Origin of the sequence: Streptomyces sp. NPDC087428 (assembly GCF_044744085.1) — a bacterium.
Classification (GTDB): Bacteria; Actinomycetota; Actinomycetes; order Streptomycetales; family Streptomycetaceae; genus Streptomyces.
Map to the genome: position 1 here is coordinate 238,002 of NZ_JBIUXR010000003.1, position 17,627 is coordinate 255,628.

19 protein-coding genes are annotated in these 17,627 nt (G+C 71.8%); 8 read left to right on the forward strand and 11 right to left on the reverse strand.

The window, feature by feature from the left end; translation table 11 throughout:
• Positions 1-156: 156 nt before the first annotated feature.
• A complete protein-coding gene (locus ACIO3R_RS08395) occupies positions 157-369 on the reverse strand; it encodes a hypothetical protein (RefSeq protein WP_402104513.1) in 213 nt (70 codons plus the stop codon).
• Positions 370-450: 81 nt separating this feature from the next.
• On the opposite strand from ACIO3R_RS08395, the gene ACIO3R_RS08400 reads away from it, so the two are divergent.
• Together ACIO3R_RS08400 and ACIO3R_RS08405 are read left to right on the forward strand one after the other, a co-directional pair.
• Positions 451-1,425: a helix-turn-helix domain-containing protein gene (locus ACIO3R_RS08400; RefSeq protein WP_402104515.1), complete on the forward strand. Its 975-nt coding sequence runs from the start codon at positions 451-453 to the stop codon at positions 1,423-1,425.
• 90 nt (positions 1,426-1,515) lie between these two features.
• On the forward strand, positions 1,516-3,438 hold the full coding sequence (locus tag ACIO3R_RS08405; RefSeq protein ID WP_402104518.1) for a family 20 glycosylhydrolase: 1,923 nt from the start codon (positions 1,516-1,518) through the stop codon (positions 3,436-3,438).
• Between the two features lie 52 nt (positions 3,439-3,490).
• Here ACIO3R_RS08405 and ACIO3R_RS08410 read toward each other — a convergent pair whose 3' ends face one another.
• The 9 genes from ACIO3R_RS08410 to ACIO3R_RS08450 form a co-directional block, all read right to left on the reverse strand.
• Complete coding sequence (locus ACIO3R_RS08410; RefSeq protein ID WP_385025252.1) at positions 3,491-4,222, reverse strand: D-Ala-D-Ala carboxypeptidase family metallohydrolase; 732 nt, start codon at positions 4,220-4,222, stop codon at positions 3,491-3,493.
• Between the two features lie 165 nt (positions 4,223-4,387).
• Positions 4,388-5,026: a peptide deformylase gene (def, locus tag ACIO3R_RS08415; protein WP_385025255.1), complete on the reverse strand. Its 639-nt coding sequence runs from the start codon at positions 5,024-5,026 to the stop codon at positions 4,388-4,390.
• A gap of 106 nt (positions 5,027-5,132) precedes the next feature.
• Complete coding sequence (locus ACIO3R_RS08420) at positions 5,133-6,125, reverse strand: hypothetical protein (RefSeq protein WP_250967742.1); 993 nt, start codon at positions 6,123-6,125, stop codon at positions 5,133-5,135.
• Positions 6,126-6,216: 91 nt separating this feature from the next.
• Entirely contained in the window at positions 6,217-7,476 is a 1,260-nt protein-coding gene (locus ACIO3R_RS08425; RefSeq protein ID WP_385025259.1) for an HD-GYP domain-containing protein, read from the reverse strand.
• Entirely contained in the window at positions 7,473-8,894 is a 1,422-nt protein-coding gene (locus ACIO3R_RS08430; RefSeq protein WP_402104524.1) for an HD-GYP domain-containing protein, read from the reverse strand. The genes ACIO3R_RS08425 and ACIO3R_RS08430 overlap by 4 nt, the downstream gene beginning before the upstream one ends.
• 104 nt (positions 8,895-8,998) lie before the next feature.
• A complete protein-coding gene (gene rsrA / locus ACIO3R_RS08435) occupies positions 8,999-9,319 on the reverse strand; it encodes a mycothiol system anti-sigma-R factor (protein ID WP_385025265.1) in 321 nt (106 codons plus the stop codon).
• Positions 9,316-9,972, reverse strand: coding sequence for a sigma-70 family RNA polymerase sigma factor (locus tag ACIO3R_RS08440; RefSeq protein WP_018105559.1), 657 nt, complete (start codon positions 9,970-9,972; stop codon positions 9,316-9,318). Before ACIO3R_RS08440 ends, rsrA begins: the two co-directional genes overlap by 4 nt.
• A 273-nt stretch (positions 9,973-10,245) precedes the next feature.
• On the reverse strand, positions 10,246-10,896 hold the full coding sequence (locus tag ACIO3R_RS08445; protein ID WP_385025269.1) for an alpha/beta family hydrolase: 651 nt from the start codon (positions 10,894-10,896) through the stop codon (positions 10,246-10,248).
• A gap of 61 nt (positions 10,897-10,957) precedes the next feature.
• On the reverse strand, positions 10,958-11,773 hold the full coding sequence (locus tag ACIO3R_RS08450; RefSeq protein WP_385025272.1) for an SOS response-associated peptidase: 816 nt from the start codon (positions 11,771-11,773) through the stop codon (positions 10,958-10,960).
• Between the two features lie 65 nt (positions 11,774-11,838).
• Here ACIO3R_RS08450 and ACIO3R_RS08455 point away from each other — a divergent pair, with 65 nt between their 5' ends.
• The 4 genes from ACIO3R_RS08455 (at position 11,839) to ACIO3R_RS08470 (ending at position 15,398) form a co-directional block, all read left to right on the forward strand.
• Positions 11,839-12,552 (forward strand): M50 family metallopeptidase, encoded by a 714-nt coding sequence (locus ACIO3R_RS08455; RefSeq protein ID WP_363025779.1) that lies wholly within the window; start codon positions 11,839-11,841, stop codon positions 12,550-12,552.
• Positions 12,553-12,615: 63 nt separating this feature from the next.
• Entirely contained in the window at positions 12,616-13,956 is a 1,341-nt protein-coding gene (aroA, locus tag ACIO3R_RS08460; protein ID WP_402104529.1) for a 3-phosphoshikimate 1-carboxyvinyltransferase, read from the forward strand.
• A gap of 3 nt (positions 13,957-13,959) precedes the next feature.
• Positions 13,960-14,976, forward strand: a complete 1,017-nt coding sequence (rsgA, locus tag ACIO3R_RS08465; RefSeq protein ID WP_385025281.1) for a ribosome small subunit-dependent GTPase A — start codon at positions 13,960-13,962, stop codon at positions 14,974-14,976.
• Between the two features lie 98 nt (positions 14,977-15,074).
• A complete protein-coding gene (locus tag ACIO3R_RS08470; protein ID WP_362957358.1) occupies positions 15,075-15,398 on the forward strand; it encodes a multidrug efflux SMR transporter in 324 nt (107 codons plus the stop codon).
• An 11-nt stretch (positions 15,399-15,409) separates the two neighbouring features.
• On the opposite strand, the gene ACIO3R_RS08475 is transcribed toward ACIO3R_RS08470, so the two are convergent.
• Positions 15,410-16,030 (reverse strand): TetR/AcrR family transcriptional regulator, encoded by a 621-nt coding sequence (locus tag ACIO3R_RS08475; RefSeq protein ID WP_385025284.1) that lies wholly within the window; start codon positions 16,028-16,030, stop codon positions 15,410-15,412.
• Positions 16,031-16,166: 136 nt separating this feature from the next.
• Between ACIO3R_RS08475 and hisN the strand changes: the two genes are divergently transcribed.
• Both hisN and ACIO3R_RS08485 read left to right on the forward strand, forming a co-directional pair.
• The gene (hisN, locus tag ACIO3R_RS08480; protein WP_363025772.1) at positions 16,167-16,967 is read left to right on the forward strand and encodes a histidinol-phosphatase; all 801 of its coding nucleotides are present in this window, start codon (positions 16,167-16,169) and stop codon (positions 16,965-16,967) included.
• A gap of 216 nt (positions 16,968-17,183) precedes the next feature.
• The gene (locus tag ACIO3R_RS08485) at positions 17,184-17,585 is read left to right on the forward strand and encodes a cyclic nucleotide-binding/CBS domain-containing protein (protein ID WP_385025287.1); all 402 of its coding nucleotides are present in this window, start codon (positions 17,184-17,186) and stop codon (positions 17,583-17,585) included.
• Positions 17,586-17,627: the final 42 nt, after the last annotated feature.

The following is a 17,627-nucleotide window of genomic DNA, read 5'->3' on the forward strand; positions in this document are numbered from 1 at the left end:
ATCGCAAGGCGGAGGATTGAGGCAACGCGAAGGGGGTCCCCCCATGCCTATAGGGCTACGGGGCAGTTGTTGATTGACGGCAACGCCGCGAGGCGCGGCACCAGAGCACGCGAGCCCAGCCTGATCCAAACGAAAGGCTTGGGCCCTCCAAGCCCTTCAGACCCTCGCCCAGCTCCTGACGTACGGACGCCGTGCGGTCTTCACCGGCCGCGCGGCGTCCGCCGTTTCCGGTGGTGCGGTTCTCCGGCTCCGTTCCGCCTCCCGGAGCGCGCGGTCGATGCGGAGTTCGCGGGCGATCCCGATCAGCGCCGGGAGCAGGACGAGAGCGATAACAGCTGATATGCCCAGGACGTTCTGGAATGTGTTCATGCCCCTACTCTCGTCCGTGCGAGCGGAATCCGGCAGTGGCAGGACTGTCATAGAGCATCGAATTACTGCCACACTGGGGTCATGCTGAAGAATGTCGCGGTCCTGCTGCTCGGTGAGGTCCACCCCTTCGAACTCGGTGTGCTCTGCGAGGTGTTCGGGCTCGACCGCAGCGAAGAGGGGCTGCCGGTGCATGATTTCGCCGTGGTCTCCGCCGAGGGCCCGGTGCTCAGCACCCACGCGGGGTTCAGCATCAGCACCCCGTACGGCCTCGACCGCCTGGAGGAGGCCGACCTCATCGCCGTGCCGGCCAGCGGCCAGGCCGCGGACCGGGAGTACCCGCAGGAGGCCCTGGACGCGCTGCGCCGGGCTGTGGACCGCGGCGCCCGGGTACTGAGTGTCTGCTCGGGGGCGTTCGTGCTGGGGGCGGCCGGACTGCTGGACGGCCGCCGCTGCACCACGCACTGGCGCCACTCCGACGCGTTGGCCCGCCGCTTCCCGCGGGCCGTCGTCGAACCGGACGTGCTGTACGTGGACGAGGGCTCCGTCATCACCTCCGCGGGCACGGCCGCGGGCATCGACGCCTGTCTGCACCTGGTCCGCCAGGCATACGGGCCCGCCACCGCCAACACCATCGCCCGCCGCATGGTCGTGCCGCCGCACCGCGACGGCGGGCAGGCGCAGTACATCCAGCGGCCCCTGCCCCGGGGCCGCTGCGACACGGTCGGTGACACCCTCGTCTGGATGGAGCGGCATCTGAACGAGGAGATGACCGTCGAGCAGCTCGCCGCCCAGGCGCACATGTCGCCGCGCACCTTCGCCCGCCGCTTCCAGCAGGAGACGGGCACCACGCCGTACCGCTGGCTGCTGCGTCAGCGGGTGCTGCTGGCCCAGCATCTCCTGGAGACATCGGATGAAACGATGGACACGATCGCAGGGCTGGCGGGCTTCGGCAACGCCGCAGCCCTGCGCCACCAGTTCGTACGCTCCTTGGGCACGACGCCGAACGCGTACCGCAGGACCTTCCGCGGGCCGTCGGAGCTGACCGAAGTCGCCTGATACCGGCCGCGTCGACATCCGATCATTCGTCCAAGCCTTTCCCTCACGGGTCCATGGACCGGGCCCCGGCGGGCGGGCCAGGCTCTGACGATGGACATCCGGACGGCAGGACGAAGGACCATCGGGGCCGTGGTGGCCGCGCTCGCCGCCACTCTGCTGCCCTGGCAGAGCGCCTCGGCCGTGGACGCACCCGCGGCGGCGCCCCCGCCCGAGGTGCTGCCCTCGCTGCGGCAGTGGCAGCCCGGGGAGGGGGAGTTCACCCTCACCGACCGGGCCAGGATCGTGCTCGACGGGGTGCGGGAGCAGCGCACCGCCGCCGACGCGAAGAGGTTCGCGGGCGAGCTGACCGGGCACCCCGCGGTGTCGCGGGGCCGGTCCACCGCCCGGCCCGGGGACATCGTGCTGCGCCAGGACGCCTCCCTGAAGGGCGCGTTGGGCGCCGAGGGCTACCGGCTCGAAGTCGGCGACCGGGTCACGGTCACAGCCGCGACCTCCACGGGCGTGTTCTACGGCTCGCGCACCGTGCTCCAGCTGCTGAACGACGACGGCCGTGCGGCACGGGGTTCGGCGACCGACGTGCCCGCGTACCGCGAGCGCGGCGTCGGGGTCTGCGCCTGCTACATCAACGTCTCGCTGCCGTGGTTCGAGCGGCTGATGAAGGACATGGCCTCCCAGAAGCTCAACCAGCTCTGGATCGAGGCGAAGGTCAGGAGCGACACCGACCCGGAGTCGGCGTTCTGGGGCTACTACACCAAGCCGCAGATCCGCACCCTGGTCGCGATGGCGAAGAAGTACCACATCGACCTGGTGCCGGAGATCAACTCCCCCGGCCACATGGACACCTACCTGGAGAACCACCCGGAGCTCCAGCTCAAGGACAAGGACGGCGTCGCCTCGCCGCCCCGGCTGGACATCTCGCGGCCCGAGGCGCTGGCGTACTACACGTCCCTGGTGGACGAGGCCCTGAAGGTGTGGGACACCCCCACCTGGCACATGGGCGCCGACGAGTACATGATCGGCTCCTCGTATCCGGACTACCCGCAGCTGCAGACCGCCGCGACCGCGAGGTTCGGCGCCTCGGCCACCCCGGACGATCTCTTCGTCGACTTCATCAACCAGGTCAACGAGCACGTGAAGGCCGGCGGCCGGTCGCTGCGGATCTGGAACGACGGGCTGGTCGGCCACAACGGCATCGTGCCGCTGGACCGCGACATCGCCGTCGAGCACTGGCTGGGCGGCGGCGCCATCCAGCAGCCGTCCGGGCTGCTGGCCGAGGGCCGTCCGGTGATGAACTCCGCGTACTCCCTCTACCTGGTGCGCGGCGGCTTCACGATGGACACGCGGAAGCTGTACGAGAGCGACTGGACGCCCCTGCGCTTCGAGGGCCAGACGCTGCCCGCCACGGCGGCGAACCTGACCGGTGCGAAAATCAGCCTCTGGCCGGACAGCGCGGCGGCCGAGACCGAGAACGAGGTCGAGGCGAAGGTGTTCATGCCGCTGCGCTTCATCGCGCAGGCCACCTGGGGCGGGCCGAAGCCCAGTGAGACGTACGCCGGTTTCGAGGCCCTGGCCCGGCGGATCGGTCACGCGCCCGGCTGGGAGAACACCGACCGGACCCCGCTCGCCGACGGTACCTACCGGCTTGTCGCCGGCGCGAAGGCGCTCGCGCCCGGCGCGGACTCCGGGGTGTCCCTGACCCGGGGCGCGACGGACGGGTGGACGCTGACGGCGACCGACGACGGGTACTACACGGTCCGCTCGGCATCGGGCGGCCAGTGCCTGGACGTGGTGCGCGGGAGGAAGTACCTGGGCGCCCCGCTGGAGGTGGGGGCCGAGCTGTCGCTCGGCACCTGCGCGGCGGGCGCGCGGACCCAGCGCTGGCAGCTGGACGCCGGGGCCGGTGCGCTGGTGCTGCGCAACGCCGTCTCGCAGCTGCGGCTGACGGAGCGGGCCGCGGACGGCGCCGCGGTGCAGACGACGGGCGGGACGCGCCTGACGGCGAGGTCCGCCTGACGCACGGCTGTGGGGCCCGCCGGTCCGGCGGGCCCCACAGGTGTGCCGGAGGTCAGATACCGCAGTTCGGCGCCGACCAGAAGTGGCTCGGCCCCTGGTTCACGTGGATGTGGTCACCGTGGTCCGGGTAGCCCGGACCGAGGATCCCGTTGAACCCGTGGTTGCGGGCCTGCTGGGCGATGGTGCACAGGGGCAGTCCGCCCAGGTCCGCCGCGTCGCCGTACAGATGGCGGCTGCCTGCCGCGCCGCCGACCGCGCTGTTGCAGGGCGTGGAGCGGAAGCCGCTGTTGATCCGGATGGGGTGGTCACCGAGCGCGTGGCGCAGCGCCTCCAGCTTCCACATGGTGCTCAGCGCGTTGGCTTTCGCGGTGCCCGCCGCGACGGCACCACCCGCCCAGGTGCTGTTGCAGGTGTTGTGCTCGGCGTAGGTGAAGTGGATGGGCGTGCAGTCGTTGTCCTGGAGCGCGTAGAGCTTGGCCTGGGTGGCGGGGCCGGCGACTCCGTCGGCGGCCAGTCCGTAGGCGGCCTGGAAGCGCTTGACGGCGGCCGTGGTGGCCGGTCCGTAGGAGCCGTCGACGGCGAGTACGGAGTTGTATCCGGGGTATCCGGCGACCCTGATCTGGAGCTGGACGACATCGTTGCCGGTGGCGCCGGAGGACAGGGTGCGGGTCCAGGTGTAGCAGCCGTCGGCCTGTGCGGTGCCGGCCGTGACGACGGCCCCGCCCAAGGCGAAAGCCATGGTCATGACAAGGCCGAGCAGAAGTCTTGCGGAACGTCTGAGCATGGGGGGCTCCCTACCACGACGAAGGTGTGGGAAGAGAGACTGTCGGACGAGTCGACGCGCGTCAACTATGCACAGGAGAAGGGTGGTTGACGTCCGGGAGAAGCGGCGGGGGCCCTGCCCGGCATACCGGTGCAGGGCCCCCGCGCAGCCACGCGTTCCGCCGGATCAGGCGTTGGGCACGATCTCGTAGCGCGGGGTGTTCTCCTCCATCTGCCGGAGCGCGTCCTTGCGGTCGCGCTTGGAGAGCCGGTCGATGTACAGGTAGCCGTACAGGTGGTCCGTCTCGTGCTGGAGGCAGCGGGCGAAGTAGCCGTTGCCCCGCACCTTGACGGGGTTGCCCTGCGCGTCCTGTCCGCGCACCACCGCGTAGTCCGGGCGGGCCAGCGAGGCGTACGCCGTCGGGACCGAGAGGCAGCCCTCGTTCGCGTCGTCCAGGACGCGCTCCTCGGGCGGCAGCTCGTCGAGCACCGGGTTGCAGATGACACCGGTGTGCCGCACCCCGTCGTCGTCCGGGCAGTCGTAGACGAAGACCTTGAGGTCCACCCCGATCTGGTTGGCGGCCAGGCCCACGCCCTCCGCCGTCCGCTGGCTGGCGAACATGTCGTCGATCAGCGTGGCCAGCTTGTCGTCGAACGCCGTGACGTCCTTGCACTCCTTGTGCAGGACGGGGTTGCCCACGACCGTGATCGGGTGCGAGGTGCCGCGCTCGCGGTATGCCGCCTCACGCGCCTCACAGTCCTCGGTGTCGACGAGGAAACCCTCGTCGTCGACGCTGATCTGCTCGTCCGTCTCCTGCTGCGCCATGTCCGCCGTACGCCTTCCTCACAACGTGAAACCCGGGGTCCGCCGCTCGCGAGAACCCGGGCGCCCGAGCACCGGAATCGGTGCGCGTACAGCCTACGGGCACAGGTCAGCAGACTTCTTCGAGATCCCGCCACTCACGGCTGTCCGGACTGTCCGCCACCCAGCCGTCCAGCAGGCCGCGCACCAGCCCGGCGGGCGCCGCCAGCCCGCACTCACGCTCCGGTACCCACAGCTCACCCGCGGTGCGGTGCCCCAGCGGGCCGGGGTGTCCCGGCTCACTGTGGTCGTGCGGGTCGAGGTGCTCGCCGTCGCCCTCGTCGCTCTCCATCCGGCTCTCCGAGCAGGCACGGCACAGCAGCCGCACCGACGAGGACCAGTCCTCCGCGGCGAAACCGGCGTCGGACGCCAGCTGCTCCAGGGCGTCCCGGTCCGCCTCCGTGGCGGCTTCGAGCAGCACCACCCAGGTCGGCACGGGCGACGGCGCCCACAGCTCGATCTCGTCGAAGACGGGGTACGAGGGCCCGGCCGCGGTGATCCGCTCGCCGTTCGGCACCCCGTCGTGCAGCACGACCTCGCCCCAGCGCCGCCCGGAGGACGGCAGCGGGATCGACAGCACTTCCATCCGCGCCGGGTCCAGCCTGCGGCCCCACACGACCTCGGCCTCGCCCTCGGGCGACAGCCGTACGGCCGCGCTGCCCAGCTCCATGCCGACCGGCTCGCTGTTGGAGGCCGGGGTCTGCTGCCCGCCGCCGGGCACCTTCAGCCCGTACGCCTGCCAGGCCCGGCGCGCCAGCGGCCAGTCCTGCAACGCGGTGGCGGCGATCCCGACGTTCCACCAGTCGGGAGCGCCGGACTCCTTGTCGAGCAGCGCGACGGCCCGCAGGCCGGCGGCCCGCGCCTGCTCCCAGTCGTGCCGGAACTTGTGCAGCAGCGCCAGGTTGAACCATGACTCGGAGAGCCAGGGCTCCAGGTCCGCCGCACGCGTCAGCAATGCGCCCGCGTCCTCGTACCGGCCGTCGCCGATCAGCGTGAACGCGCGGTCCGTGGCCTGCCGCCAAGAGGCGGAGGGCCGATGCCGTACCTTCCCGAAGATCCTCACGATTCCCGCCTGTCCCGACTGGACACCCTCGTTCCACGCTCTCCTTCGCATCCAACCATGCCCGGCCGGACGCCCGCTCATTACCCATGGGTTACCCAGGTGGGACAAGGGTCAGACCGCCCCTGGCCAGAACCCGGGCGAGCGATTCCACGACCTGGGGCTGGTAGTCGTGGCCGGTCCCGAGCCTGAGCTGTTCCAGCGCGCCGAGCGGCCCGCCGATACTTTCCCCGCAGAGGTCGTCGTATGCGTTGACCGCTCTGACGATCCTGGCGGAAAGCGGCTGCTCGCGGTAGGGGTCCGCCTGCCGCTCCACCACGACGGCGACCTTCGCGTCGACCCCGGTCTGGCGGACGACGGCCCCGCCGAGCAGGGCGATCCGGCGCTGCTCGGCGGCGGGCAGTGTGGCGGTGGCGCCCTCCCTGACCGGGTCGACGAGCGAGAGCTGGCCGATGTCGTGCATCAGGGCCGCGTACTCCAGGACCGTGAGCTCGGGCCCGGAGAGCCCCAGCTCACGGCCGACGGCCGTGCAGAGCTCCGCCACCCTGTGGGCGTGGCCGTGCGGGGTGTATCCGGCGATCTCGGTGGAGCGGGCGAGCGAGGCGATGGTCTGCCGGTAGGTGGTGCGCACGGCGACGAAGCGGCGGAACGACAGCTGGGTGAGCAGCAGCGGTACGCACAGGACCGGCAGCGCCCACAGCCCGGCCGCGGCGACGCCGAGCGCCATGACCGCGCCCGTCGCGCAGACCGCGGAGCCGATGCCGGTCAGGGCCCGCAGCTCGTCGCGGAGCAGCGGGCCGTACGGGACGGGGGTGCCGGCCCGCAGCAGCAGGGCGCCCAGGACGGCGTCGCACAGCGCGGTGAGGCCGAGCAGCAGGAGCAGGAAGGCCGCGTAGTAGGGCCCGTCCCCGAACCAGCTCTCGGACCGGCCGGAGTTGTAGAGCGGCTGGAAGCACACGGCCGCGAAGGCGACGGTCAGGACGCGGCGGGCCAGCTGGTCAGGGCCCGGCCCGCTGCCGCGTGCGACATGGGGCACGGAGGCGACGAGCTGGGCCGCGACGAGCACGGCGATCACCTGGAGCACGCCCTGACCGGTGGGCTCCCCGCCGCTGCGGCCGAGCAGGGCGTACGCGAGGGCTCCGGCGGCGCCGAGCGGCGCGGGCTCCCGTTCCCCGGGGAGGGCGCCCCAGCGGGCCAGCTCGCCGATCGTGATGAGCACCCCGAAGGCGAGGGCGTGGCCGGGGTCGTGGACCCCGAGCCAGAGGGTGTGCCCGAGGGCGGCGGCGGCGAGCGCGAGGGCGGCGCCGCGCACGGCCAGGGTGGCCCGGGGCGGCCGGACCCGCTCCGGGCTCACCGCCGCCGGTCCGGCGACCCGGACGGTGACGGCGAGGGTGACGGCGGCGCACCGGAAGCGGGCCCGTCCGGCGGCCGGGGACGCCCCGGCCCCGGGGCGGCCCCGCCGCGCGGCCCCGGCACCTCGTCCGCCGTCACCGCCTCCGCCCACCCGTGCCGCTCCAGGCCGCGCGCCAGCGCCCGCACCATCTGCGGATCGAACTGGGTGCCGGCACACCGCTTGAGCTCCTCCACGGCGACCGGCACCGGCCGCCCCGGCCGGTAGGACCGGGTCGAGGTCATCGCGTCGAAGGCGTCGGCGACGGCGACGACACGGGCGAACTCGGGGATCTCGCGGCCGGCCAGTCCGTAGGGGTACCCGCTGCCGTCGAGCCGTTCGTGGTGGTGCAGGATCGCGGCCCGTGCCTCACCGAGGAAGCCGATACCGCGGACGATCTCGTGCCCGTACTCCGGGTGCAGCTCGATCACCCGTCGCTCCTCCGGCGTCAGCGGCCCGTCCTTGCGCAGTACCCGGGTCGGCACGCCGAGCTTGCCGACGTCGTGCAGGATGCCGGCGAACCGGAGCACCTCGACGCGGTCCCGCGCCATGCCCAGCTCGTCCGCGATCAGCACGGAGGCGCGCCCCACCCGCTCGCTGTGGCCCCGGGTGTAGGTGTCCTTGATGTCGACGGCCTGCACCAGGGCCCTGATGGTGGCGCGGTGCGCGGCGTGCTCGCGGTGGTACTGGGCGAAGACCCAGCAGGAGATGTACATCGGCAGCAGGACGAAGAGCGCGGCCAGCGGCCCGTACGAGCTGCTCCACAGGACCGCCATCATCAGTCCGGCGAGGCCGTGCACGAGGTGGGGGCCGAGCGAGCGGGGCAGCAGCCCGCTCCAGGCGCGCCGGACGGGCAGTTGCTCGGCCGCGGCCAGGATCGAGCCGTCCAGCGCGGTCAGCGCGAGGCTGAAGGCCAGTGCGGCGGCGCAGGCGGGCAGCAGTGCGTAGGGGAGGTCGGGCAGCCGCCCGGACCCGGAGCCGCCGAGGGCGGCGGGACCGCCGAGCAGGACGTGGACGCGGGAGGCCACCCAGACGGCGAGGACGAGCTGTGCCGCCCGCCAGACGCGGCGGGCGGCGGCCGGTGGTTTCTCCACCCGGCCGACGAGTGAGCCGGGTATCGCGACCAGTGCCGCGGCGGCCGGCGGCAGCAGGAAGGCGGCCGCGAGCAGCAGCGGAAAGAACGATCCGGCACTGACCGGCACGGAGGTGCGGAAGAAGGGGAAGCGGCCCGGAAGTTCACAGGCCAGGTAGAGCCCGGTGAGCAGTCCGAGGGTGGTCCACGGGGTGCCCGCGCCGGGACGCAGCGCGGGCAGTACGCACAGGCCCGCGCAGAGTGCGACGGCCGCGATGTACGCCCGCGCCGCGCCGCGTGTGGCTCTCACCCGTTCCGCCCGCCCCCCAGCATCGCCAATGGAGGCGCCAGGCTAGCGAGTTGGGCGTCCCGGCTGAGTGCCGACGGCCGCGATTAGCACGTTCGGGTGATGCGTCAGTCCTTGGCGGCGGCCGGCAGCCCGGTGTCGGAGACCGACACGTCCTGCTCGGGCACCGCCTGGCCGGAGCGGATCAGGTCGATCCGCCCCATCACCTTGGAGCGCAGGTCGGCCGGTACGTCGTCCTGACCGCAGCAGCGCTTGACCAGCTTCTTCACGGCCTGCTCCAGCCCGTACTTCTCCAGGCAGGGAGAGCACTCACCGAAGTGCGTCTCGAACTTGGTGCAGTCGCTGTCGGGCATCTCCCGGTCGAGAAACTCGTAGAGGTGGTCAAGGACCTCTGAGCAATCCGTCTCGTGCGGCTCTCCGCAGCTCATGAGCCCGAGCCTTTCCGATCGTCCGACTCACCGGCACCCGCCGGGACGAGCCCGCGGTCACGGGCGTAGTCCTCCAGCATGCCGCGCAGTTGACGGCGGCCCCGGTGCAGTCGGGACATCACCGTACCGATGGGAGTCCCCATGATGTCCGCGATCTCCTTGTAGGCAAAGCCCTCTACATCGGCAAGATAAACCGCGATGCGGAACTCTTCGGGAATCGCCTGCAGCGCGGACTTCACATCGGAGTCGGGCAGGTGGTCGAGGGCCTGGGACTCGGCGGAGCGCAGACCGGTCGACATGTGCGACTCGGCGCGGGCCAGCTGCCAGTCCTCGATCTCCTCGGCGGCACTGCGCTGGGGTTCGCGCTGCTTCTTGCGGTACGAGTTGATGAACGTGTTGGTGAGGATGCGGTACATCCACGCCTTGAGGTTGGTGCCCTCACGGAACTGGTGGAAGGAGCCGTACGCCTTGGCGTACGTCTCCTGGACCAGGTCCTCGGCATCCGCGGGGTTGCGCGTCATGCGCAGCGCGGCCGAGTACATCTGGTCGAGGAAACCGAGGGCATCGCGCTCGAAGCGCGCGTTGCGCTCGGCGGTCGTCTCCTGCGGGCGGCCGTCGTCGGTCCCTGTGTCGGTCCCAGTGACCGGACCCACCTCCTCCAACGCTGTGGCGGGACCGAAAGCGGACCCGCTCGAATCGGAGAATAGTCGACCTTGGTCCGGCGCGGGCTGTCGATCCGATCCGCTCAGTGCCCGCTCGGAAGTGGTCTTGGCCGCATGCAGCACCGTCCACTCCAGGTCAGCGGCGTTCGAGCGACGCGGGCAGATGGTCGAACCCATGCGACGGACTCCCTCTCCACATACGACGTTGGTGTACCGACATCCCACACAACAGTGGCCCCCCGCCCAACATTCCCGGGCCCTACGTCACACGATTCCGGCCAGCCATCCGGTCACGGCCGTGGTGAGGATCTCCATCGCCTGATCCTCGGTCACCCCCGACCGCTTCGGGACCGCGAAACCGTGGTCCCCGTGCGGCACCTCGGCGATCCGGTACTCCCCCGGAGGGAATTCGGCGGGCCTGCCGAACGGGTCGTGCCCGCCCTGGACCACCAGGGTGGGCACGCCGGAGGCCAGCAACTCGTCCTTGCGGGACTTCTCCGGCCGGCCCGGCGGGTGCAGCGGGAAGCTGAGCGCGAGGACCGCACGGGCGCCGAGTCCGGACGCGGTGCGGCAGGCGACCCGGGCCCCGGCGCTGCGTCCCCCGGCGACGACCGGGAGCCCGGGAGCCGCCAGAACCGGCCACAGTCCGCGCCAGCCGGTGTCCAGGGTCTTCGGGGCGGGGGCGAGCTTCTTCCCCGCGACCCGCCAGGGCTGCTCCACCAGAGCGACGCTCACCCCGTGCGCGGGCAGTGCGGCGGCCAGCGCCCGCAGGTCCCGGGCCTCGATGCCGCCGCCCGCGCCGTGGCCGAGGGCGAGCAGGAGGCGGGGTTCACGGGCGGGCCGCCAGGTGATCCGGGCGGTCCCGGCCTCGGTGTCGACCGTTTCGGTGCGTGGGGCTGTCCCGGTGGCTTTCACGGCCCCATCCAACCAAGGCCGCACGGCCGGCACCGCTGCGACCCGGGTCACGGAGGAGCGTTCAGAAGAGCGTGCCGACCTCGGGCGCGGCCAGCTCGTCCAGCAGCTCGGGGCCGTTGTTGCGGACGTTGCTGACGGCGGTGGCCACCGGATAGGCCCGCATCAGCCCGCCGGGCGGCGGTGTCAGCAGTCCCCGCAGCTCCTCGATGCCGGTGTGCGAGGGGTCCAGCCAGTCGTCCCAGCGGTCCGGGGTGAGCATCAGCGGCATCCGGGGGTGGATGTCGGCGAGCGCGGTGGGGCCCTCGGCCGGGGCGACGGCCAGCGGGCTCGTCTCCGCCTCGGTCGTGATCACCGAGCAGGTCACCCACCAGGCCCGCGGATGGTCGTCCGGCAGGGTCCGGTCGCGCCAGAACTCGTAGAGACCGGCCATCGCGAAGACCGATCCGTCGGCGGGGGTCACGAAGTACGGCTGCTTGCGGGGCCGCTTCCTGCGCCCCTTCTCCTCCAGCTGCCGTTCCTCGCTGCCGGTCACCCACTCGTAATAGCCGTCGGCCGGCAGGATGCAGCGCCGCGAGACGAAGGGGCGGCGGAAGGACGGCTTCTCGTGCACCGTCTCGGCGCGGGCGTTGATCATCCGGGCGCCGCCCTCCGGTGATGTGGCCCAGGAGGGGACGAGCCCCCATTTCAGTGCGCGCAACTGGCGAACCGGACGCTGGTCATCCGCGTCTTTCACCGGACGTTCCAGTACGGCGTAGACCTCCTTGGTCGGCGCCACGTTGTAGTCGGGCTCCAGCGTCTCCGCCGGTTCCCACTTCTCCACCTGGAAGAGTCCGGTCAGATCCTCGGGCCGCCGACTCGCTGCATACCGTCCGCACATAGGTGCCAGACTGCCACGACCGTCATCCCGACCGGACGTCAATACCGCAAGGAGCCGCCCGCGCCATGGACAGCACCGATCTCGGCAATCTGTGGGACCGCGTCTTCGGCACCCAGCCGCTCCCCGAGCAGTGGCTGGTCGTGGTGACCGCCACGGCCGCGCTCATCGCCGTCGTGCCCAATTTCATATGGCGGCTGACCCGCAACGCGATCACCATCGCCCACGAGGGCGGTCACGGGCTGGTCGCCCTGCTCACCGGGCGGCAGCTCTCGGGCATCCGGCTGCACTCGGACACCAGCGGGCTGACGGTGAGCCGCGGCAAGCCGACCGGCATCGGCATGGTCCTCACCGCGGCGGCGGGCTACACCGCACCGCCGCTGCTGGGCCTCGGCGGCGCGTGGCTGCTGGTCAACGGCCGGATCACGCTGCTGCTCTGGCTGGCGACGGCGCTGCTCGCGGTGATGCTGGTGATGATCCGCAATGTGTACGGGGCTCTGACGGTGATCCTCACCGGTTCGCTCTTCCTGCTGATGTCGTGGCTGGCCTCGCCCGACTGGCAGTCCCTGTTCGCGTACAGCGCGGTCTGGTTCCTGCTGCTGGGCGGCGTGCGCCCGGCGTTCGAGCTCCAGTCCAAGCGGCGGCACGGCGGTGCGCCGGACTCCGACGCGGACCAGCTGTCCCGGCTGACGGACGTACCGGCCGCGCTCTGGCTGTTCCTGTTCCACGCCGTGTCGCTCTGCTCGCTGATCGGCGGCGGGCGCTGGCTGCTGGGCCTGTGACCTCGCTTCTCACCACTCCCGCGCCGACGGCCCCGGATTGCCGGTCGGTCTAAAGTGAGCCCCATGACCGAAAGTTCCGTGCACCCCGCCCTCTGGCCCGCCCCTCACGCGAGCGGAGCCGTCGACGCGACCGTCACCGTGCCCGGATCGAAGTCGGTCACCAACCGCGCGCTGGCGCTGGCCGCGCTCTCCTCGGAGCCCGGCTGGCTGCGCCGCCCGCTGCGCTCCCGCGACACCCTGCTGATGGCCGACGCGCTGCGCGCGATGGGCATCGGCATCGAGGAGACGGTATCCTCCAGCTCCTCGGTCGCGGGCGGCCCGGACGGCTCGGGCGAGGCGTGGCGGGTCATCCCGGCCGGTCTGCACGGCCCGGTCACCATCGACGTCGGCAACGCCGGCACGGTCATGCGCTTCCTGCCCCCGGTGGCGACGCTCGCCGACGGCCCGGTCCACTTCGACGGCGACCCGCGCTCCTACGAGCGCCCGCTGACCGGGGTGATCGACGCCCTGCGGGTGCTCGGCGCCCGGATCGACGACGACGGCCGCGGCTCGCTGCCGATGACCGTGCACGGCGTCGGCGCGCTGGACGGCGGCCCGGTCGCGATCGACGCGTCCTCGTCCTCCCAGTTCGTCTCGGCACTGCTGCTGTCGGCGCCGCGCTTCAACCAGGGCGTGGAGGTACGTCACACCGGCACCCGGCTCCCGTCCATGCCGCACATCCGGATGACCGTCGACATGCTGCGGGCCGTCGGCGCCCAGGTCGACGAGCCGGAGACGGGCGGCGAACCGAACGTCTGGCGGGTCTCCCCCTCGGCACTGCTCGGCCGGGACCTGACCATCGAGCCGGACCTCTCCAACGCCCAGCCGTTCCTGGCCGCGGCGCTGGTCACCGGCGGCCGGGTCACCGTCCCGGACTGGCCGCTGCACACCACTCAGCCGGGTGACGCGCTGCGCGACATCTTCACCGCCATGGGCGGCAGCTGCGAGCTGACCGAGCACGGGCTCACCTTCACCGGCTCCGGCCGGATCCACGGCATCGACGTCGACCTCGGCGAGGTGGGCGAGCTGACCCCGGGCATCGCGGCGGTCGCGGCCCTGGCCGACTCCCCCTCCACCCTGAGCGGCGTGGCCCATCTGCGGCTGCACGAGACGGACCGGCTGGCCGCGCTCACCAAGGAGATCAACGAGCTGGGCGGCGAGGTCACCGAGACCGCCGACGGCCTCCACATCCGGCCGCGACCGCTGCACGGCGGTACCTTCCATACATACGACGACCACCGGATGGCCACCGCCGGGTCCGTCATCGGCCTTGCCGTCCCCGGAGTGGAGATCGAGAACGTGGCGACCACCGCCAAGACCCTGCCGGACTTCCCGCAGATGTGGACCCGAATGCTCGGGGCCTGAGACATGCGCCGCTACGGCAAGAACCCCGACGAGGACGACATCCGGGTCCGCCCCAACCGCAAGGGCAACCGGCCTCGTACGCATACCCGCCCCAAGCACGAGGACGCCGAGGACGGCATGGTCCTCACCGTGGACCGCGGCCGCCTCACGTGTCTCGTCGAGGGCCGCACGGTCGTCGCGATGAAGGCCCGTGAGCTGGGCCGCAAGGCCGCGGTGGTGGGCGACACCGTCTCCATCGTGGGTGACCTGTCCGGCGACAAGGACACCCTCGCCCGGATCGTCCGGATCGGTGAACGCCGCTCGGTGCTGCGCCGGACGGCGGACGACGACGATCCGTTCGAGCGGGTGGTCGTCGCCAACGCCGACCAGCTCGCGATCGTCACCGCACTGGCCGATCCGGAACCCCGTCCGCGCATGATCGACCGCTGTCTGGTCGCCGCGTACGACGGCGGGCTCTCGCCCCTCCTGGTGCTGACCAAGTCGGATCTGGCCTCCCCGGACAAGCTCCTGGAGGCGTACACCCCGCTGGGTGTGCCGTTCATCGTCACCAACCGCGAGGAGCTGGAGAACGGCGACGCGGCGGAGCGGGTCCGCGAGCAGCTGAACGACCGGGTCACGGCCTTCGTCGGGCACTCAGGCGTCGGGAAGACCACGCTGGTCAACGCGCTGGTGCCGAAGGACAGGCGGCGTACGACCGGAGTGGTCAACGCGGTCACCGGGCGCGGCCGCCACACCACCACGTCGGCCCTGGCGCTCCCGCTGCCGGACTACCGGGGCTGGGTGATCGACACCCCCGGCGTCCGCTCGTTCGGCCTGCACCACATCGACCCGTCCCGGGTCATCAACGCCTTCCCCGACCTCCAGCCCGGCACCGAGGGCTGCCCTCGCGGCTGCACCCACGACAGCCGGCAACCGGAATGCGCGCTGGACGCCTGGGTGGCGGAGGGCCACGCCGATCCGGCCCGGCTGGACTCACTGCGCCGGCTGCTCTCCACGCGGGAGCGACGCGAAGGCGACTGACCCGGGCACGTTTGCGATCACCCGCCACCGGTAAGTGCATAATCACGAATCAAGCCCAGCGGTACGAGGCGGTCACCGATGCGGGAGGGGCACTGACGATGGCGTGGCTGCTGGTCGTGGTCGCGGGACTGCTGGAGACGGGCTTCGCCGTCTGCCTGAAGCTCTCGCACGGCTTCTCCCGGCTCTGGCCGACCATCGCGTTCTGCGTCTTCGCGCTCGGCAGCTTCGGCCTGCTGACCATGTCGCTGAAGAAGCTCGACGTCGGCCCGGCCTACGCGGTGTGGACCGGCATCGGCGCGGCGGGCACCGCCATCTACGGCATGATCTTCCTCGACGACGTGGTCTCCACGCTCAAGCTGATCTCGATCTCGCTGGTGATCCTCGGCGTGATCGGGCTCCAGCTCTCGGGCTCCTCGCACTGAGACCGGCCGGCTCACGTCGCGGAGTCCGGCGCCCGCTCGGCCACGACCCGCACCAGCGGCGCCCCGTCCCCCGCCACGTGGGGGTGCGGGGGCACCAGTGCGTACGACAGGGCGAGCCGCAGCACGAGTTCGCAGGTCACGGCCAGGGCCGCCGGGTCGCACGGCGGGCGTCCCCCGTCCAGGGCGGCCACCGCTCGGTCCCTGACCTGGCCGAGCAGTTCGGCGGGCGTCGGCGCTCCGGCATCGGCCCGGCGCTGCGCCGGTACGAGCGAGCCGGGCGGCCCGACCGGGTGGGCGGGGCGCGGTAACCGGTCCTCCCAGCAACCGGTGAGCAGCCCTCTGACCAGTGCGTTCGTCCGGGTGGAGCGGACCGTCCAGGCGGCGGTGGCGGCCAGCCTGTCGCCGGTGCCGCCGGCCGTCCCCAGTGCCTGTTCGACGCCGGCCAGATAGGCGTCGGCGGCCCGCCGGACCAGGGCGCGGGCCAGTCCGTCCTTGCTGCCGAACTCGTTGTAGAGGGTCTGCCGGGAGATCCCGGCGGCGGCTGCCACATCGACCATCCGCACGGTCGGCCAGGGCCGGGTGGTGAGGGCCGCGTGGGCGGCGTCCAGCAGTGCTTCTCGCGCTGTCGGCATCGTTGCCTCCCACGCCGGGGCCTGCGTTTCAGAGTTGACGCGCTCCCCCGCACTGTCAAGGGTCCGAACGGTCAGGAGTTCAGCGGCGTCCGGGGCCATGTGGCCCTGTTCACCGGCGGTCGATACTGTGACGGTCATGCCCGATTACCACGATGATCTGCGCCTCGCCCACGTGCTGGCGGACGCCGCCGACGCGACGACGATGGACCGGTTCAAGGCTCTGGACCTCAAGGTTGAGACGAAGCCGGACATGACGCCGGTGACCGAGGCCGACAAGGCCGCCGAGGAGCTGATCCGCGGCCACCTCCATCGGGCCCGCCCGCGCGACGCGATCCTGGGCGAGGAGTTCGGGATCGAGGGGACCGGCCCCCGGCGCTGGGTGATCGACCCGATCGACGGGACCAAGAACTACGTACGCGGTGTGCCGGTCTGGGCGACGCTGATCTCGCTGATGGAGGCCGGTGAGGACGGTTTCCAGCCGGTCGTCGGGCTGGTGTCCGCGCCGGCGCTGAACCGGCGCTGGTGGGCGGCGAAGGGCGCGGGCGCGTTCTCCGGCCGCAGCCTGACCTCGGCGTCCCGGCTGCACGTGTCGAAGGTGGAGCGGATCGCCGACGCCTCGCTCGCGTACTCCTCCCTGACCGGCTGGGAGGAGCAGGGCCGGCTCGACGGCTTCATGGATCTGACCCGGGCCTGCTGGCGTACCCGCGGGTACGGGGACTTCTGGCCGTACATGATGGTCGCAGAGGGGTCGGTCGACATCTGCGCCGAGCCGGAGCTCTCGCTCTGGGACATGGCGGCGAACGCGATCATCGTGGAGGAGGCGGGCGGCCGCTTCACCAGCCTGGACGGGGTCTCCGGACCGGGCGGCGGCAACGCGGCGGCCTCGAACGGGACGCTCCACCACGAGCTGCTCGGTTATCTGAACCAGCGCTACTGACGCGACCCGGGCCCCGCCCGGACGGTGACAGCCGTGCCGGACGCTTCAGAGGGCGTACGGAAACCACGAGGGGCGTGCCGCACCACCGCACGCCCCTCGAACGATCTTCACCACCCCTTGTTGAGGCTCCCCAACAGTGCGACTCTGAAAGTCCCCTCACTTGTGAACTTGTGAATCGACTCACGCAGTCGCTTCACGTAGGAGGTGACTCCCTTCATGCTCGTCCGTGACGCCATGAGCACGGTGGTCCTCACCATCGGCCCGACCCACACCCTCCGCCAGGCAGCCCGGCTGATGTCGGCCCGCCGTATCGGAGCAGCCGTCGTCCACGACCCGGACACCTGCGGTCTCGGGATTCTCACCGAGCGCGACATCCTCAACGCGGTCGGCTCGGGCCAGAACCCCGACCTCGAGACCGCCGCCACCCACACCACCACCGACGTGGTCTTCGCCGCGCCGGCCTGGACCCTGGAGGAGGCGGCCGTGACCATGACGCACGGCGGCTTCCGGCATCTGATCGTGCTGGACGGCCACGGCCCGGTCGGCGTCGTGTCGGTGCGCGACATCATCCGCTGCTGGGCACCGGCCGGACGTCATCCCGCGGAGCTGGTCGGCTGACCGGCCCCCACGAAGGACCGGCCGGCCCCACCCGGGGGGACC

What these genes read in the sequence shown, in the direction of transcription:
- ACIO3R_RS08395 (WP_402104513.1), bottom strand. Translation starts at nt 369, where the DNA reads ATGAACACATTCCAGAACGTCCTGGGCATATCAGCTGTTATCGCTCTC.
- ACIO3R_RS08400 (WP_402104515.1), top strand. Translation starts at nt 451, where the DNA reads ATGCTGAAGAATGTCGCGGTCCTGCTGCTCGGTGAGGTCCACCCCTTC.
- ACIO3R_RS08405 (WP_402104518.1), top strand. Translation starts at nt 1,516, where the DNA reads ATGGACATCCGGACGGCAGGACGAAGGACCATCGGGGCCGTGGTGGCC.
- ACIO3R_RS08410 (WP_385025252.1), bottom strand. Translation starts at nt 4,222, where the DNA reads ATGCTCAGACGTTCCGCAAGACTTCTGCTCGGCCTTGTCATGACCATG.
- def (WP_385025255.1), bottom strand. Translation starts at nt 5,026, where the DNA reads ATGGCGCAGCAGGAGACGGACGAGCAGATCAGCGTCGACGACGAGGGT.
- rsrA (WP_385025265.1), bottom strand. Translation starts at nt 9,319, where the DNA reads ATGAGCTGCGGAGAGCCGCACGAGACGGATTGCTCAGAGGTCCTTGAC.
- ACIO3R_RS08450 (WP_385025272.1), bottom strand. Translation starts at nt 11,773, where the DNA reads ATGTGCGGACGGTATGCAGCGAGTCGGCGGCCCGAGGATCTGACCGGA.
- ACIO3R_RS08455 (WP_363025779.1), top strand. Translation starts at nt 11,839, where the DNA reads ATGGACAGCACCGATCTCGGCAATCTGTGGGACCGCGTCTTCGGCACC.
- aroA (WP_402104529.1), top strand. Translation starts at nt 12,616, where the DNA reads ATGACCGAAAGTTCCGTGCACCCCGCCCTCTGGCCCGCCCCTCACGCG.
- rsgA (WP_385025281.1), top strand. Translation starts at nt 13,960, where the DNA reads ATGCGCCGCTACGGCAAGAACCCCGACGAGGACGACATCCGGGTCCGC.
- ACIO3R_RS08470 (WP_362957358.1), top strand. Translation starts at nt 15,075, where the DNA reads ATGGCGTGGCTGCTGGTCGTGGTCGCGGGACTGCTGGAGACGGGCTTC.
- ACIO3R_RS08475 (WP_385025284.1), bottom strand. Translation starts at nt 16,030, where the DNA reads ATGCCGACAGCGCGAGAAGCACTGCTGGACGCCGCCCACGCGGCCCTC.
- hisN (WP_363025772.1), top strand. Translation starts at nt 16,167, where the DNA reads ATGCCCGATTACCACGATGATCTGCGCCTCGCCCACGTGCTGGCGGAC.
- ACIO3R_RS08485 (WP_385025287.1), top strand. Translation starts at nt 17,184, where the DNA reads ATGCTCGTCCGTGACGCCATGAGCACGGTGGTCCTCACCATCGGCCCG.